Annotated in this window: 15 protein-coding genes; 13 read left to right on the forward strand and 2 right to left on the reverse strand. The window is 33.0% G+C overall.

Annotation, left to right across the window (positions count from 1 at the left end; translation table 11 throughout):
• Nucleotides 1-30: 30 nt before the first annotated feature.
• The 3 genes from HALSA_RS04535 to HALSA_RS04545 all read left to right on the forward strand — a co-directional run bounded on the left by HALSA_RS04535 (nucleotide 31) and on the right by HALSA_RS04545 (nucleotide 2,907).
• On the forward strand, nucleotides 31-1,011 hold the full coding sequence (locus HALSA_RS04535) for a TRAP transporter substrate-binding protein (RefSeq protein WP_013405429.1): 981 nt from the start codon (nucleotides 31-33) through the stop codon (nucleotides 1,009-1,011).
• 73 nt (nucleotides 1,012-1,084) lie between these two features.
• Entirely contained in the window at nucleotides 1,085-1,615 is a 531-nt protein-coding gene (locus tag HALSA_RS04540) for a TRAP transporter small permease (protein ID WP_013405430.1), read from the forward strand.
• On the forward strand, nucleotides 1,615-2,907 hold the full coding sequence (locus tag HALSA_RS04545) for a TRAP transporter large permease (protein ID WP_013405431.1): 1,293 nt from the start codon (nucleotides 1,615-1,617) through the stop codon (nucleotides 2,905-2,907). The genes HALSA_RS04540 and HALSA_RS04545 overlap by 1 nt, the downstream gene beginning before the upstream one ends.
• A gap of 83 nt (nucleotides 2,908-2,990) precedes the next feature.
• On the opposite strand, the gene HALSA_RS04550 is transcribed toward HALSA_RS04545, so the two are convergent.
• Entirely contained in the window at nucleotides 2,991-3,980 is a 990-nt protein-coding gene (locus HALSA_RS04550; protein ID WP_013405432.1) for an SDR family oxidoreductase, read from the reverse strand.
• A 258-nt stretch (nucleotides 3,981-4,238) separates the two neighbouring features.
• Here HALSA_RS04550 and HALSA_RS04555 point away from each other — a divergent pair, with 258 nt between their 5' ends.
• Nucleotides 4,239-4,508 carry an ACT domain-containing protein gene (locus HALSA_RS04555; RefSeq protein WP_013405433.1) on the forward strand — a complete coding sequence of 90 codons (270 nt, stop codon included), beginning with the start codon at nucleotides 4,239-4,241 and terminating at the stop codon, nucleotides 4,506-4,508.
• A gap of 42 nt (nucleotides 4,509-4,550) precedes the next feature.
• The gene (locus HALSA_RS04560) at nucleotides 4,551-5,909 is read left to right on the forward strand and encodes a PFL family protein (RefSeq protein WP_013405434.1); all 1,359 of its coding nucleotides are present in this window, start codon (nucleotides 4,551-4,553) and stop codon (nucleotides 5,907-5,909) included.
• Between the two features lie 92 nt (nucleotides 5,910-6,001).
• Here HALSA_RS04560 and HALSA_RS04565 read toward each other — a convergent pair whose 3' ends face one another.
• Complete coding sequence (locus HALSA_RS04565) at nucleotides 6,002-6,817, reverse strand: alpha/beta hydrolase (RefSeq protein WP_013405435.1); 816 nt, start codon at nucleotides 6,815-6,817, stop codon at nucleotides 6,002-6,004.
• A gap of 157 nt (nucleotides 6,818-6,974) precedes the next feature.
• Here HALSA_RS04565 and HALSA_RS04570 point away from each other — a divergent pair, with 157 nt between their 5' ends.
• The 8 genes from HALSA_RS04570 (at nucleotide 6,975) to HALSA_RS04605 (ending at nucleotide 15,718) form a co-directional block, all read left to right on the forward strand.
• On the forward strand, nucleotides 6,975-7,658 hold the full coding sequence (locus tag HALSA_RS04570) for a GntR family transcriptional regulator (protein ID WP_013405436.1): 684 nt from the start codon (nucleotides 6,975-6,977) through the stop codon (nucleotides 7,656-7,658).
• 110 nt (nucleotides 7,659-7,768) lie between these two features.
• The gene (locus HALSA_RS04575) at nucleotides 7,769-8,452 is read left to right on the forward strand and encodes a GntR family transcriptional regulator (protein WP_013405437.1); all 684 of its coding nucleotides are present in this window, start codon (nucleotides 7,769-7,771) and stop codon (nucleotides 8,450-8,452) included.
• Between the two features lie 175 nt (nucleotides 8,453-8,627).
• On the forward strand, nucleotides 8,628-9,860 hold the full coding sequence (locus HALSA_RS04580; protein ID WP_013405438.1) for an ABC transporter substrate-binding protein: 1,233 nt from the start codon (nucleotides 8,628-8,630) through the stop codon (nucleotides 9,858-9,860).
• A 116-nt stretch (nucleotides 9,861-9,976) separates the two neighbouring features.
• Nucleotides 9,977-10,846 (forward strand): carbohydrate ABC transporter permease, encoded by an 870-nt coding sequence (locus HALSA_RS04585; RefSeq protein ID WP_013405439.1) that lies wholly within the window; start codon nucleotides 9,977-9,979, stop codon nucleotides 10,844-10,846.
• A gap of 11 nt (nucleotides 10,847-10,857) precedes the next feature.
• The gene (locus HALSA_RS04590; RefSeq protein WP_013405440.1) at nucleotides 10,858-11,706 is read left to right on the forward strand and encodes a carbohydrate ABC transporter permease; all 849 of its coding nucleotides are present in this window, start codon (nucleotides 10,858-10,860) and stop codon (nucleotides 11,704-11,706) included.
• Between the two features lie 43 nt (nucleotides 11,707-11,749).
• Complete coding sequence (gene uxuA / locus HALSA_RS04595; RefSeq protein WP_013405441.1) at nucleotides 11,750-12,817, forward strand: mannonate dehydratase; 1,068 nt, start codon at nucleotides 11,750-11,752, stop codon at nucleotides 12,815-12,817.
• Nucleotides 12,818-12,844: 27 nt separating this feature from the next.
• Nucleotides 12,845-14,461 carry a mannitol dehydrogenase family protein gene (locus tag HALSA_RS04600; RefSeq protein ID WP_013405442.1) on the forward strand — a complete coding sequence of 539 codons (1,617 nt, stop codon included), beginning with the start codon at nucleotides 12,845-12,847 and terminating at the stop codon, nucleotides 14,459-14,461.
• A 174-nt stretch (nucleotides 14,462-14,635) separates the two neighbouring features.
• Nucleotides 14,636-15,718 carry an aldose epimerase family protein gene (locus HALSA_RS04605; RefSeq protein WP_013405443.1) on the forward strand — a complete coding sequence of 361 codons (1,083 nt, stop codon included), beginning with the start codon at nucleotides 14,636-14,638 and terminating at the stop codon, nucleotides 15,716-15,718.
• Nucleotides 15,719-15,787 lie beyond the last annotated feature (69 nt).

Below are 15,787 nucleotides of genomic sequence, written 5' to 3' on the forward strand. Positions count from 1 at the left end.
GTAGAGTAAATAAATGAGGAGGAGAAATTAATGAAAAAGATTTTTGCTTTCGTTTTAGTTGCTGTTCTGGTATTTTCATTTGGTGTTCAGGCTCAGGAAATGACACTTCGCCTGGCTGATAACCAACCTGAAGGATATCCAACAGTTGTTGGTGCTGAAGAATTTGCCCGTTTAGTTGAAGAAAGAACTGATGGTAGAATTAAGATCGAAATTTATCCTGGTGGTGTTTTAGGAGATGAAAGTTCTACAATAGAACAGATTCAGTTTGGTGCAATTGATTTTGTAAGAACTTCAATTACTCCAATGTCTAACTTCGAACCTGCTATGGATGTATTATCACTTCCTTACTTATATCCTAGTGATGATTTCATGTTTGAAGTTCTTCAAAGTGAAATTGGAGAAGGAATCCTGGAAGGTTTAGAAGATTCAGGTATTGTTGGTTTAACCTGGTATGATGCTGGTGCTCGTAGTTTTTATACAGCAGATAAAAGAGTAGAAAGTGTTGAAGATTTAGAAGGATTAAGAATTAGAGTTCAGGAAAGTGGTTTGATGATGGATATGGTAGAAGCTTTAGGTGCATCACCTACTCCTATCGCCTGGGGTGAAGTATACAGTGCCCTACAAACTGGAGTTGTAGATGCTGCAGAAAACAACTATCCTGGATGGTATTACAACAGTCACCATGAAGTTGCTCCATATTTTGTAGAAGATGAGCATAACCGTATTCCTGAGTTAATTATTATGAGTAAAATTACCTGGGATAGCTTAAGCCCAGAAGATCAGGATATTATTAAAGAAGCAGCAGTTGAATCAACTGATACTCAGCGAGAAGCATGGGCTGAAAGAACAGAAGAAGCTAAAGAACTGGCTGTAGAAGAAGGAGCAGAGATTATTACTTTATCCGAAGAAAAACAAGCAGAATTCCAGGATGCAGTAATGGATATGTATCCAGAATATAGTGAAGGATATGAAGATTTACTTGAAAGTATTCTTAATTTCGAAGTAGAGTAATTAATATAGAATAATAGTATTGTAAATTAAGGTGGAGTATTCATTTCTCCACCTTTAATAAAGGGTGAGAGTAATGAAAGATAATAAAAAAACAGGATTTATTAAATCTGGCATTGAACTTTCTGATAAATTACTTAATTATCTTGCAATGTTTTTTTTAATTATTATGGTTGTGGTTGTTAGTACAACTGTATTTACCCGTTATGTATTTAATTTTACTTTAAGATGGACCGATGAGGTTGCCCTATTGATGATGATCTGGTTTGGGTTTATTGGAATGGCTTTAGGAGTTAAAGAATCAATTCATTTAAGTATAGAATTTTTTATGAGTTTACTACCCGATAAATTTCAGGAGTTTATTTATAGAATTGAAGATATATTAGTAGGTCTTTTTGGTTGGTTTTTATTAAGGTATGGATGGCAATTATATAATGCTACAAAAAGAACTAGATTGCCAGCAACTAAATGGTCAAGAGGCCTATTGTTTATAGTACTACCAATTTCAGGTTTTTTGATTATAATTTATTCTTTAGCAAAAATGTTTTCTGTAATTAAGCATGGCACTAAAATTGCTAGAGTTGATGAATGTGAGGGGGAAGAATAGTGGATCCAGCTGTACTGATTTTGTTAGGTTCATTTTTAATCATGTTAGTTATTCGTATCCCCATTGCTTTTGCACTTGGTCTTTCAAGCATGTTTACTGCCTTTTATGTTGGCTTATCACCGATGGTAATAGTTCAGCAGATGGTAAGTGGAATTAATTCTTTTTCACTTATGGCAATACCGTTTTTTATAATAGCAGGAGAAATAATGGGTAAAGGTGGTATTTCTGACCGGTTAATAAAATTTTCGAATGTTATGATCGGCTGGATGCGTGGTGGACTGGCAATGGTAAATATTTTAGCAAGTATGTTTTTCGGTGGAATTTCTGGTTCCTCAGTAGCTGATGTTTCTTCAATTGGATCTATCATGATTCCAATGATGGAAAAAGCAGGTTATGATAAAGATTATTCCATAAATGTTACAATTACTTCTTCTGTTCAGGGGATTATTATCCCTCCCAGTCATAATATGATCATTTATTCACTGGCTGCTGGTGGAGGAATTTCAGTGGCAAGATTATTTTTAGCTGGTATAGTTCCCGGTGTTTTATTGGGAGTAGCTTTGATGATCTTAAGTCATCATATTGCTGTAAAAAGGGATTATCCAAGAGAAAAAACTGTTTCACTAAAAGAATCATTGATTATTGTAAGAGATAGTATACTTGGTTTATTGACTGCAGTAATTATTATCGGTGGAGTTACAACTGGTATTTTTACAGCAACAGAATCTGCTGCAGTAGCTGCGGTATATGCCTTTATTCTTACATTTTTTGTTTACAGAGATATTAAGCTAATAAAGTTGATAGATATTTTAAAAAATTCATTGAGTACTATAGCAATGGTTGTTGCAATTATTGCAACCTCCAGTTCTTTTGCCTGGATGATGTCATATTTACAGGTTCCAAGGATGATTACTAATACTTTACTGGGTATTTCAGAAAACCCGATAATTATACTTTTATTAGTTAATCTTGTTTTACTACTTTTAGGTATGATAATGGATATGGCACCATTAATATTGATCGCCACTCCAATCTTATTACCTGTAGTGACAAGTGTTGGCATGAATCCAATTACCTTTGGTGTAGTAATGATGCTTAACCTGGGAGTAGGATTATTAACTCCTCCGGTTGGCTCAACTTTATTTGTTGGCTGTTCAATTGGTGGGGCTCCAATAGAAGATATTGCGAAATCACTGATGCCTTTTTATATGGTGCTCGTTATTATGGTACTGCTGCTGACTTTTGTACCAGAAATAACTCTCTTTTTACCCCGCTTATTAATGGGAATTTAAACTAAAGTTTTTAAGATAAAATTTATTTCAAAAACTCCTTATAAATTAATATAATCTAGAAAAAAGCCCTTAAGGGCTTTTTTCTATTTGTTTTCTGCGATGATTTTATCTATCAGTTTATTCCAATCTTCATCTACGGTCTGATATTCTCGATTATTGTCAAACCAATCAATTGATTTTTTTACACCTTTTGCAAAAGGAATTAGAGTTTTATAATCAGGGGCAAATCTTTTTATTTTGCTATTGTCAAAAACAACACTCACTGCTTTATCACCCAGTAAAGTACCTCTTAGGCTTTGATCATACTGAATGATCTTTTCAGATGCTACATGAAGCAGTTCTATCTCTACTCCAGCTGCTTTAGCTATTAATTTAAATATTTGATTCCAATTTAGACTTTCATCGGAAGTAATCTGAAAAGCATGCCCAATTGCTTGAATATTGCCCATTAAAGGTAGAAAAGCCCTGGCAAAGTCTGTATTATGGGTCATTGTCCAGAGTGAACTTCCATCTCCATGAACTAATATTTTTTTCCTTCTACGCATCCTATCGATTAAAGACCAGGGAGCTTTACTACTGTTTAAAGCTGCTGGTATTGAACGATAACCATAAGTATGAGAAGGTCTGACAATTGTCACCGGAAAACCATTGCGGCGATATTCAGCCATCAGTAGGTTTTCACATGCTATTTTATTTTGTGAATATTCCCAGTAAGGATTTGCTAAAGGTGTGGATTCATCAATCAGATAACTACTCTGTGGTTTCTGATAGGCAGAAGCAGAGCTGATAAAAATATACTGTTCTGTTTTGTCCCTGAAAATTTCTAGATCATTTTTAATGTGCTCAGGCTTATAGGCAATCCAGTTAACAACTACATCAAAATTATGATCTTTAAGTTGAGTTTTTACTTCTTCTTGATTGCGAATATTGCCTTTGATAATGGTAGCTTTGTTTGGAGCAAATTGATTATTATTACCTCGATTAAATAAATACAGGTCGATGTCTTTTTCCATACTTAATTTTGAGACTGCTTCACTTATAGTTCCAGTGCCTCCAATAAATAAAACCTTCATTTAATCCACCACCCATTTTGATTTTTAGTTTACTATTATTTAATATATTCACTATTAAATTTTTTTCACCTTTAAGTAATTAGATTAAAAGCCAAGTTTTCTTGAGATAACTACTGGAATTTTTAAAATAGCTGGAAATAGCCTTTGATAAGTGATAAGATAGTATATTAGTGAAGGGATAATATATATTAAAATATTATTAAAGTAAATTTAAAATGACATCTATATAATTATTAATTTGGAAAGGAAGTCACTTATATGAAAGCAATAATTAGTGTAATTGGAGTAGATCAAATAGGAATAATAGCTGAGGTAAGTTCTTTACTGGCGGCAAATAAGGTTAATATTCTTGATATTAATCAGACAGTTTTAGATGAGTATTTTACAATGACAATGTTGGTTGATTTAGAAAAATTAGAAACCCCATTAGAAGAATTAAAAAAAGAATTAAGCAATAAGGGGGAAAAGATGGGGCTTTCAATTAAGCTGCAGCATGAAGATATTTTTAGATCTATGCACAGAATTTAGCAGTATTAATTAAATAATTTTTTCTAAAAAGGAAGTGGAGAAATGATAAATAATTATGAAATAATGGAAACTATTAGAATGTTAGAGGAAGAAAAGCTTGACATTAGAACAATAACAATGGGCATATCTTTAAGTGATTGTGCTGATAGTGATGGCGATAAAGCCAGAGAAAAGATTTATAATAAAATAGTTGATTATGCGGGAGAGCTGGTCAGTGTAGCTGAAGAAATTGAAGTTAAGTATGATATACCGATAATAAACAAAAGGATTTCAGTTACCCCGATCTCACTAGTAGCAGCAGCTTCAAATGATGATAATTATTTAAAATTTGCTAAAACATTAGATAAAGCTGCAAAAGAGGTTGGTGTTGATTTTATTGGCGGCTTTTCTGCTTTAGTACATAAAGGAATGACTAAAGCTGATAAAAAATTAATCGCCTCCATTCCTGAGGCGTTAGCTCAAACTGAGCGGGTATGCTCATCAGTTAACATAGGTACTACAAAAGCAGGTATAAATATGGATGCAGTTGCATATATGGGTTTAATAGTTAAAGAGGCTGCTCAATTAACTGCAGAAAATGGAGGAGCAGGAGCCAGTAAATTAGTTATTTTTGCTAATGCCCCTGAGGATAATCCGTTTATGGCCGGTGCTTTTCATGGAGTTGGTGAGGGAGAATGTATGATTAATGTTGGTATTTCTGGTCCGGGAGCTGTAAAATCTGCTTTAACCAATGTTAAAGGAAAATCTTTTGATGTAGTTGCAGAAACTATTAAAAAAAGTGCCTTTAAAATTACCAGAATGGGTCAGCTTGTTGCAAATGAAGCTTCAGAAATGCTTGGGGTAACACCAGGTATAGTAGATTTATCTTTAGCACCTACTCCAGCGGTTGGAGATAGTGTAGCAAGAATTCTAGAAGAAATGGGTTTAGAAAGCTGTGGTGTACATGGTACAACAGCTGCTTTAGCCCTTTTAAATGATGCAGTTAAAAAAGGTGGGGTTATGGCTTCTTCTCATGTAGGTGGCTTGAGTGGTGCCTTTATTCCGGTCAGCGAAGATGCGGGTATGATTGAGGCTGTAGAAAAAGGATCTCTCAGTTTGGAAAAATTAGAAGCTATGACTGCAGTTTGTTCAGTGGGACTCGATATGATCGCAATTCCAGGCAAAACAACGGCAGAAACTATTTCTGCTATTATTGCTGATGAAGCTGCAATTGGGATGGTAAATAATAAAACTACTGCCGTTAGAATTATACCAGTACCAGGTAAAGATGTCGGTGATGAAGTAGTATATGGAGGTTTATTTGGCCGGGCTCCTATTATGAAGGTTAGTGAATTTTCCAGCAGTGAATTTATAAAAAGAGGTGGCAGAATTCCTGCTCCAATGCATAGCTTAAAAAATTAATAATTAAAAAATTAACTCCCTTTTTAGATAAAAGCTTAGAAAAGCATCTATCAAAAAGGGAGTTTTTTAATTAGAAAAAATTAAACTACTTGTTAGATTCTTTTTTCAATCCAGTTAAGGATATCTATAATTACATCTTCTTTTTCTGGAGCATTTAAGATTTCGTGATAAAGTTCATCGTAAATTTTTAATTCTTTATCTTCAGATGAGATTAATTTATAAAGTTCTTCTGAGCAATATGAATCTACTATCTGATCATCTCCACCATGTAAGATCAAAGCAGGGTAGGTGTATTTATTTAAATTACTTACCAACCAGGGGATACCTTTATCAAGCATTGTTTTCATTAATCTTAAGGTAGTATATTCTGATACATAAGGATCTTTTAAATAATCGTCTATAACATATTGAGATCTTGAGATTAAATCTCCCAGTTCATTTGGTAATTTAAGGTCTGGATTATCTTCTAAGCTCATATTATCAATTTCTGCAAAAGCATCAGTTTTATTTGTCCAGCCTCCTGTTAAAATTTGACCATCTAAACTTTCAGGATATTTAATACCATAGCCTGCTGCAATAAAACCACCCATACTGTGCCCAAGCATAAATATCGGCAAATCCGGATTTTCACTGCTGGCTTTTTGGACTGCAGTATCTGCATCATCTAAATAAACATTATGATCTTCTAGATATGCCTGTTTGCCATCAGAGCGCCCATGACCTCTATTATCAAATCTATAAACAGAAAAACCTTCACCATTAAAACGACCAGCCAGATAATCATATCTGCCCTGATGTTCATCTAAACCGTGAACTATAACGATTACTGCCTTCGGGTTATCAACTAGGTCTCTGCGAAAAAACATCTTTTTACCGTCAAAAGTTTTAAGATATTCACTATTATGCATTTAATTACTCCTCCTTTAAGATTAAGTAATTTCTAATTATATAATTAACTATAAAAGATTTTATTCCTGCTTGAGAAAATTTAATTTAAATATCGTTGAGTGTTAATCCACTATATGGTAATATATAATCAATACAGTTTAGATTGGGGCTGGTAAAATGAACCTGCTTAAACATGAGGAATATAAGAATCTCAAGATGAAAGATTATGTTTATAATGTTTTAAAGAAAAATATAATTTACTTAAAATTAAAACCAGGGAAACGTTTAATAAAAAAAGAAATCAAAAAAGAATTTAATGTCAGCAGAACACCTATTAGAGAAGCTTTTATAAAACTGCAGGAAGAAGCTTTAATTGATGTTTATCCACAAAGAGCAACTTATGTTTCCTATATTGACTTAAAAAATGTAGAGGAAGCAAAATTTATGCGAAATACTTTAGAAAAAGAAATTGTAAAATTAGCGGCGCAAAAAAGGACTGAAGAAATAATTTTTGAACTTGAAACAAATTTAAAGTTGCAGGAGATAAGTTTTGAATCTAAAGATCATCTCAAATTATTTGAATATGATAGTGAGTTTCATAAAATTTTATTTGCCTGTGCTGATAAAATTAAAACCTGGGCTGCAATTGATCAGATCAGTACTGATTTAAAAAGAATGAGGATTTTAGCTTTATCAACAGGACTAAGTCGTAAAAAAATTATTGAAGACCATCAAAAAGTAATAGAGGCATTAAAAAAAGCTGATGCAGATTATGCAGAAGAGATGATGCAGTCTCATCTTGCTAGAATAAAAATCGATCAGGAAAAATTAATTAATAAATATCCTGATTATTTTAACTAAAAATTCACTATTAATTTAACTTTGGAAATTGTTTGACAATTATGAACTGATATGTTAGTATACATCTAGTGAGTTTATTTTTTAAACTGTTTAACTGAAAGGAGAAGCTGATGAACCTTATTGAACTTAAAAATAAAGATAATTTATCCATGAAAAATTATGTTTATAAAATATTAAAAAAGAATATTTTAGAATTAAGATTAAAACCAGGTACAAATTTGCGCAAAGAAGAAATTGCTGAAACTCTTCAGGTCAGTAGAACTCCTATCAGAGAAGCATTTTTAAAATTAGCTGAAGAAGCTTTAATTGATGTTTATCCACAAAGAGGAACTTATGTTTCTTATATTGCTCTTGATAATGTTGAAGAAGCAAAGTTTATGCGCCAGACTTTAGAAACAGCTATAGTTAAACTGGCCTGTGATTTATTAACAGAAGATGATCTGTTTAAATTAAGAACAAATATCAGGCTGCAGGAAATGACTTCAGCCCAATCAGATTATATTAATTTTTTTAGACATGACAATAATTTCCACAGAATATTATTTGATGCCTGTCATAAAAGTAATATCTGGAATGCTATGGATCAGATGAGTAATCATTTAAATAGATTTAGAATTCTTAGCCTTCAAGAGAAATTTAACAGTAAGGCATTAATCGAAGAACACAGATCTATTTATAAAGCATTAGAAAAAAGAGATAGCTTAAAAGTTGAAAATGTTATGAAAGAACATATTGAAAGAGTAAGAATTGATGCTAATATTCTTAAAAGAGAACACCCAGAATATTTCAAATAATTTTTTTATTATAATGCTAACATGTTAGTATTATAAGTATGTTAATAATTAATATTTTTATTAATTATTAAATTTTTCTAATATTCAATCAAGGAGGTGAAAAAGACTTTAGTTGTTGTATTAGTAGGTATGTTTTTTAATAAAACTTAAAAATTGATCTATAGGGGGAAGTAAATTGTTTAAAAAAACAAAAGTATTATGGGTTTTAATGGTCTTGATTTTAGCTTTTTCTCTTAATGTTAGTGCAGAAAATATTGAATTAGATGTCTGGGTTGTTAGGGATAATTATCAAATTGATTTAACTGAATGGAATGAAGCTAATCCAAATGTTAAAATCAATTTTGAGGTTGTACCATGGGAGCAAGCTTTAAATCGTCTAATTATGTCTGCAAGTTCAAATAGAGCCCCAGATGTAGCGGTTTTAGATAGACCCTGGGTTGGTACTCTTGGTGGTTTAGGTCATTTAACACCACTTGATGATTATATGGATGAGTATTATACCGAAGAAGAACTTAATGATTATATTGATGCAGCCTGGGATTTTGCCCAATATGATGGTACTACATATGCAATGCCATTTACAGTTTTTGGTAGAGCATTATTTTATCGGGCAGACTGGTTTGAAGAAGCTGGTTTAGATACTCCTGAAACCTGGGAAGATGTTGTAGAAGCTGGAAAAGTATTTACTGATCCTGCTCAGGATAAATGGGGCTTAAGTGTTAGAGGTATTAGAGATGACGGCACCACACAGGGTTGGTTACCGATCTTTGCAGCTATGGGTGGAGAATTTGATGGGCAGGCCCCACAAATTAATTCTGAAGCAGGTATTGAAGCTTTAAAATTATATAGAGATTTAGTTTTTGACTCAGAAATCATGTCACCAGAAACAGTTATTTTTGGTAGTGGAGAAGCCAGAGGACTATTCCTCTCAGGCAATGCAGCAATGGCCATTATGGGAAGTCATATTGCACCTGCAGTTGTAAATAATGGTATCGAATATGGAGATTTTAAAATGACTCATATTCCAGTACCTGAAGCAGGAATGCCGAAAAGAAATGTTGCAACCGGTTTTCAGTGGGCTGTTCATGAACAATCTGAGCACAAAGATGCAGCTTTTGAATTTGTAAAATATGCTACAGATACAGCTGGACAGTTCGAGTTTAATCAGGATTATATGGAAGCTGTAAGGTTAAGTGTTTATGATATACCAGAATATAGAGAAGCAAAGCCATGGGTTGACTTTATTTTAGATGATATGGAAGGTTTTAGTGCTATTCCAGCAGCTCCACAATACAGTCAGATGTCACAGGCTATTCAAAACGGTATCCAGGAAATGTTAAATAATCCAGATGCAGATGCTGAGGCAGTAGCTGCAGAGATACAGTCAGTTATAGATCCTTTATTCTAAAATAATTCAAATCAAGAATAATTAAAAACTGATAAAAAAAAACTCAAAAGATAATACTGTCTTTCGCTCCAGTTTGAACGGAAGACAGTATTATTAAATTAGGAGGATAGCATAAAATGAAATTATCGAAGTTAAAATTTAGCAGTGATGATAAAGTAGCTTATACATTTATCTTACCTTCTTTTATTATTATTGTTTCTTTATTAGGTTATCCAATGCTTTTTGCTTTAAACCAGAGTCTCCAGGATGTAACAGTTTTTAATGAGGGCAGTTATATAGGTTTAACAAATTACATAAATGCTTTTCAAGATACAGCTTTTATGGGGAGTTTTGGCAGATCATTTGCATTTGTAGGATTTTCTATGATAGGGGCCTTTTTCATCGGCTTGATAATTGCCCTATTATTAAATAGAGATATTTTTGGCCGTGGCTTTTTAAGAGCGCTAATAATATTACCATTTATAGTTTCTGAAGTGTCTGTTGGTGTTATCTGGCAGTGGTTATTATCACCACAATTGGGTGTATTAAATCGGATGTTAAGTGCAGTTAATCTACCTACTTTCCGCTGGTTGAGTAATCCTTTTTTAGCAATGGTATCGATTATTATGGCAAATACCTGGCGCTTAACTCCTTTTGTAGTTTTAATATTATTGGCAGGTCTACAGGGAATTGACAAAAGTTATTATGAAGCTGCCGATGTGGCTGGAGCTAATCACTGGCAGAAATTTAAAAGTATTACTTTACCGATGATTAAACCGATGATGCTTGTTACTTTAGTATATCTATCTTTTGCATCTTTTAATCAGTTTTCAGTTATTTTTTCTTTAACAGGTGGAGGCCCGGGTAATGCGACTGAGGTAATTGCTTTAAATATGTATCAAAATGCTTTTCAGCATTTTAACTATGGTTATGGTTCTGCTTTAGCAATTTTATTATTTTTATTAAATGTTGCTTTAAGTATTTTTTATACTAAGGTATTAGATTAGGGAGGATAGTAATGAACTTAACATACAAACAAAAAACTAAAATTAGAAATATTTTCTTATATTTATTAACGATTGTCTTAGTTTTGTGGGCGGTAATTCCTTTTATTTGGTCTCTGTCAACTTCATTTAAAACTTCAGCAGAAATATATTCGGGTGGGATGACTTTGATTCCCAGAGCAGTAACTATTGCCAATTATGAGATCATTTTTGAAAGGTTGACCTTTTTCAGATTTATGTTAAATAGTGCAATAGTAACTACTGCAACAATCATAATAACGGTTGTTTTTAGTTTATTTGCTGCTTATGCTTTTTCTAGATTTAATTTTCCATTCAGACATCTTCTATTATTATTTATTTTAATACCGAGAATTATTCCAAGTGTTACCAGAATTATTCCTTTATATCAAATATTTGCTCGCTTCAATTTATTGGATAGTTATATTGGTTTGGTCTTACCATATGTTGCTGATGCTTTACCTATAGCTATCTGGATTTTAATTGGGTTTTTTGATGGTATACCAAAATCATTAGAAGAGGCTGCCTGTATTGATGGATGTAATAGGATACAGGCTCTATGGAAGGTTATAATACCTTTAACTGCACCTGGCATAGTTTCTGTAGCCTTATTTACTTTTCTAAGGGCCTGGAATGAGTTTATTATTGCTTTTACATTTATTTCAAGAAATGCAATGTCTACTTTACCGGTTTCTCACTACCGGGTATTTGAACTCTTTGGTTTAAGAGACTGGGGAGCAATAAATGCCTTTACAATTCTGGCTATATTGCCAATAGTGATTTTCTTTATGATTTTCGAGAAAAACCTGGTAAAAAGTATGGTTTCTGGAGCAGTAAAAGGGTAATCAGTATATAATTTATATAACAAATAAGGATTGGTGATGAAAATTGAAAATGGTCTTTCGTTGGTTTGGCAGTAATGATGATAGTGTGAGCTTAGAAGAAATTCGACAGATTCCTGGTATGACAGGGGTTGTTAGTGCACTACAGGAAATTCCTGTCGGAGAAATCTGGCCTTTAGATAGAATACTGGAATTAAAAAAAGAAGTAAATGAAGCAGGACTTGAGTTAGAAGTTATAGAAAGTGTTAATATACATGAAGATATTAAACTGGGTCTTCCTGCTAGAGATGAATATATAGATAATTACATAATTACCCTGAAAAATTTAGCAGAAGCAGGGATTAAAGTAATCTGCTATAATTTTATGCCTGTTTTTGACTGGTTGCGATCTGATCTGTCCCGTATACTTGAAGATGGTTCAGAGACCATGTCATACGATGAACAAAAGATTAGAAACACAGACCCGGTAAAATTAGTAGAAGAATATGATAAGGAAAACTCTGAATTCTCTTTACCAGGCTGGGAACCAGAACGTCTGGCTGAATTAAAGGAAATAATGGAAAAGTATAAAAATATTGATGAAAATGATTTGTTTACAAATTTAAAATATTTCCTAGAAAAAGTGATACCAGTCTGTGAAGAAAATGAGATTAAACTTGCAATTCATCCTGATGATCCACCCTGGCCGATTTATAATTTACCGAGGATTATGACAGGGGCAGATAATATGAGAAGAATGCTCAACCTGGTTGATAGTCCCTACAATGGTTTAACATTATGTAGTGGCTCTTTAGGTTCTAACCCAACTAATAATGTAGCAGATTTAGTCAGAGAATTTGGCAGCAGAATTCATTTTGCCCATGTCAGGAATTTGAAATTTGATGGTGATGACAAATTTCATGAAACCTCCCATTTATCATCAGATGGATCACTTGACTTATATGAGATTATGAAAGCTTATTATGAGATAGGATTCGAGGGTTATTTAAGGCCTGATCACGGTCGGATGATCTGGGGAGAAAAAGCAAGACCAGGTTATGGACTATATGATAGAGCTTTGGGTGCAAGTTATATAAATGGGCTCTGGGAAGCTATTACTAAAATGAGTTATTAAATAATGTATTTAAGGTAGGTGTAAAAAATGCTTGAATTAAATAAAGAAGAATTAAAGAACAAAGAACAGTGGCAGGATGAAGGAATTAAAACCCCAGAATTTAATTTTCAAAATTTATGCAATAATACTAAAGAGAATCCAGAGTGGGTTCATTTTGGAGCTGGAAATATTTTTAGAGCTTTTATAGCCAGACTGCAGCAGGAATTAATTAATCAAGGAGAAGTAGAAACCGGTATTATTGCAGCAGAAGGTTATGATTACGAAATAATTGATAAAGTTTATGCTCCTAATGACAATTTGAGTTTACTTGTTAAAATGCATCCCAGTGGAGAATTAAGTAAAACTCTTCTGGCCAGTATCACAGAGGGCTTAAAAGCTGATCCAAGCTTTAGTTCAGACTGGGAGAGACTTAAAGAGATTTTTCAAACAGAAAGCCTTAAAGTGGCAAGCTTTACTATAACAGAAAAGGGCTACAGTTTAAAAAATATGGAGGGAGATTTTTTTGATTTAATTTTAGAGGATTTCAAAAATGGCCCTGAATCACCAAATCATATTATGTCTAAAGCTACAGCATTGGCTTATGAAAGATTTAAAAGTGGACAACTTCCTTTTGCTTTTAGCAGTTTAGACAACTGTGCTCATAATGGACAAAAACTTCATCAGTCTATACTTACAGTTGCTGAAGCCTGGGTTAAAAATGGTCTAGTTGAAAAAGAATTTTTAGGCTATCTTAATGATGAAAGCAGGGTTACTTTTCCCTGGTCGATGATCGATAAAATTACTCCAGGGCCATCTAAAATTGTTCAAAAAGAATTAGAAAAAATAAACTTTAAAAACTCCGAAATAATAACAACTGATAAAAATACAGAAATAGCAGCTTTTGTAAATGCTGAAGCACCAGAATATCTAGTTATTGAAGATAAATTTCCCAATGGCAGAATCCCTCTAGATAAAGTAGGGGCAATTTATACTGATCAGGAAACTGTAAATAAAGTTGAAAAAATGAAGGTGACAACCTGTTTGAATCCCCTTCATACCGCAATGGCAGTTTATGGTTGTCTGCTGGGCTATCATTCAATAGCTGAAGAAATGCAAGATCAGGAAATTAAAACTTTAGTAGAAACGATTGGTTATCAAGAAGGATTACCTGTGGTTGTAAATCCAGGTGTTCTTGATCCAAAAGAATTTATAGATGAGGTTGTAGAGGAGCGTTTAACAAATCCCTATATTCCGGATACACCACAAAGAATTGCTAAAGACACATCACAAAAGATAGCAATTCGCTTTGGCGAAACCATTAAATCTTATCGTGATGGCAGTGATTTAAAAGCTGCTGATTTAACAGCTATTCCACTGGCTATTGCCGGCTGGTTGAGGTATTTAATCGCTGTTGATGATTCAGGCAAAAAAATGTCTTTAAGTTCTGACCCGATGTTAACTGAGCTTAGAGAAGAATTACAGGGTATTGAATTTGGCAGTCCTGATACTGTTAACGGACAATTAAAAAATCTTTTAAGCAGTGAGCAGCTGATGGGCTTAGACTTATATCAAGTTGGACTTGGCGATAAAATAGAAAGCTATTTCAAAGAAATGATTGCTGAAAAAGGGGCAGTTAGAAAAACATTAAAAAAATACCTAAATTAAATTTAATATCTTAACTTTTTTTAAATGCTTGCAAATTGATTTGATCCTCTTAGGCTAAACAGATTTAGTAAATCTGTTTAGCGAAAGGGGATTTTTTTGCTTATTTTTTGCAGAATTTAACTTAATAACATATAATTAATTAAACTGAAGAATTATTAAAAGAGGAGGGCTGAGATGTCAAATATTAAAATAACTAAAGATACCTTCGCAAAAAAAGAAAAGATTAAAGGACTTAAACTTTATAGCCTTGAAAACGAAAATGGAATAAAGGTTGATATCACTAACTATGGTGGGATAATCCAGAAATTGATCGTTCCAGATAGGTATGGAAATAAAGAGGATATTGTTTTAGGTTATAATGACTATCAACACTATTTAAGAGATAAAAACTATTTTGGTGCTTTAATAGGTCGTTATGCTAATAGGATTGCTGAAGGTAAATTTGAGCTTGATGGCCAGAAGTACCAGGTACAGACAAATGAAGAGATAAATGACAGATTAAACTGCTTACACGGTGGAGAGCAGGGTTTTAATTCAGTCATCTGGAAGGCAGATGTGAAAAAAATAGATTCTAATAAATCTCTCAGCTTAAGTTATTTAAGTAAAGATGGAGAGGCAGGATTCCCCGGCAATATAGAAGTAACTGTAAACTATATTTTAAGAAATGATAATACTTTAAGAATTGAATATCATGCTAAAACTGATCAGACTACAGTTGTTAATTTAACCCAGCACAGTTATTTTAATTTAAAGGGGCATGGAGAAGGTAAAATCACAGATCATCTTCTACAGATAAATGCAGATTATTTTACCCCGGTTGATAAGTTTATGATTCCCACTGGAGAAATTAAGGACGTTAATGATACTCCATTTGATTTTAGATCAGCAACTGAAATCGGAAGTAGAGTTGAAGTAGAAAATGAGCAGCTACATATTGGGGGCGGTTATGACCATAACTGGATTTTAAATAAAGAAGAAAATGAGCTCTCTCTTGCAGCAAAACTAATTGAAACTTTCAGTGGTAGAACTATGGAAGTCTGGACTACCGAACCTGGGCTGCAGTTTTATAGTGGGAATGTAATAGATACTGGAAATATAGAAGTTAAAGATAAGCAAATTTATCAAAAAAGAGGAGCCTTATGTTTGGAAACACAGCATTATCCCGATTCACCAAACCAGCCAAACTTCCCTTCAACCGTCTTGGAAGCTGGTGAAGAATATAATTCAATAACAGAATTACGTTTTAATACACAGTGATTTAGTTTCTGATTTATTTTAAAAAGAACATTGTATTATAAGAATAATTAAAAATATTAAATGAGAACT

Source organism: Halanaerobium hydrogeniformans (genome assembly GCF_000166415.1).
Taxonomy (GTDB): Bacteria; Bacillota; Halanaerobiia; order Halanaerobiales; family Halanaerobiaceae; genus Halanaerobium; species Halanaerobium hydrogeniformans.

Bases quoted from the DNA above. Each gene is read 5' to 3' on its own strand.
- HALSA_RS04570 (WP_013405436.1), top strand. From the start codon at position 6,975: ATGAACCTGCTTAAACATGAGGAATATAAGAATCTCAAGATGAAAGAT.
- HALSA_RS04605 (WP_013405443.1), top strand. From the start codon at position 14,636: ATGTCAAATATTAAAATAACTAAAGATACCTTCGCAAAAAAAGAAAAG.
- HALSA_RS04565 (WP_013405435.1), bottom strand. From the start codon at position 6,817: ATGCATAATAGTGAATATCTTAAAACTTTTGACGGTAAAAAGATGTTT.
- HALSA_RS04600 (WP_013405442.1), top strand. From the start codon at position 12,845: ATGCTTGAATTAAATAAAGAAGAATTAAAGAACAAAGAACAGTGGCAG.
- HALSA_RS04555 (WP_013405433.1), top strand. From the start codon at position 4,239: ATGAAAGCAATAATTAGTGTAATTGGAGTAGATCAAATAGGAATAATA.
- HALSA_RS04585 (WP_013405439.1), top strand. From the start codon at position 9,977: ATGAAATTATCGAAGTTAAAATTTAGCAGTGATGATAAAGTAGCTTAT.
- HALSA_RS04590 (WP_013405440.1), top strand. From the start codon at position 10,858: ATGAACTTAACATACAAACAAAAAACTAAAATTAGAAATATTTTCTTA.
- HALSA_RS04560 (WP_013405434.1), top strand. From the start codon at position 4,551: ATGATAAATAATTATGAAATAATGGAAACTATTAGAATGTTAGAGGAA.
- HALSA_RS04540 (WP_013405430.1), top strand. From the start codon at position 1,085: ATGAAAGATAATAAAAAAACAGGATTTATTAAATCTGGCATTGAACTT.
- HALSA_RS04535 (WP_013405429.1), top strand. From the start codon at position 31: ATGAAAAAGATTTTTGCTTTCGTTTTAGTTGCTGTTCTGGTATTTTCA.
- HALSA_RS04575 (WP_013405437.1), top strand. From the start codon at position 7,769: ATGAACCTTATTGAACTTAAAAATAAAGATAATTTATCCATGAAAAAT.
- HALSA_RS04550 (WP_013405432.1), bottom strand. From the start codon at position 3,980: ATGAAGGTTTTATTTATTGGAGGCACTGGAACTATAAGTGAAGCAGTC.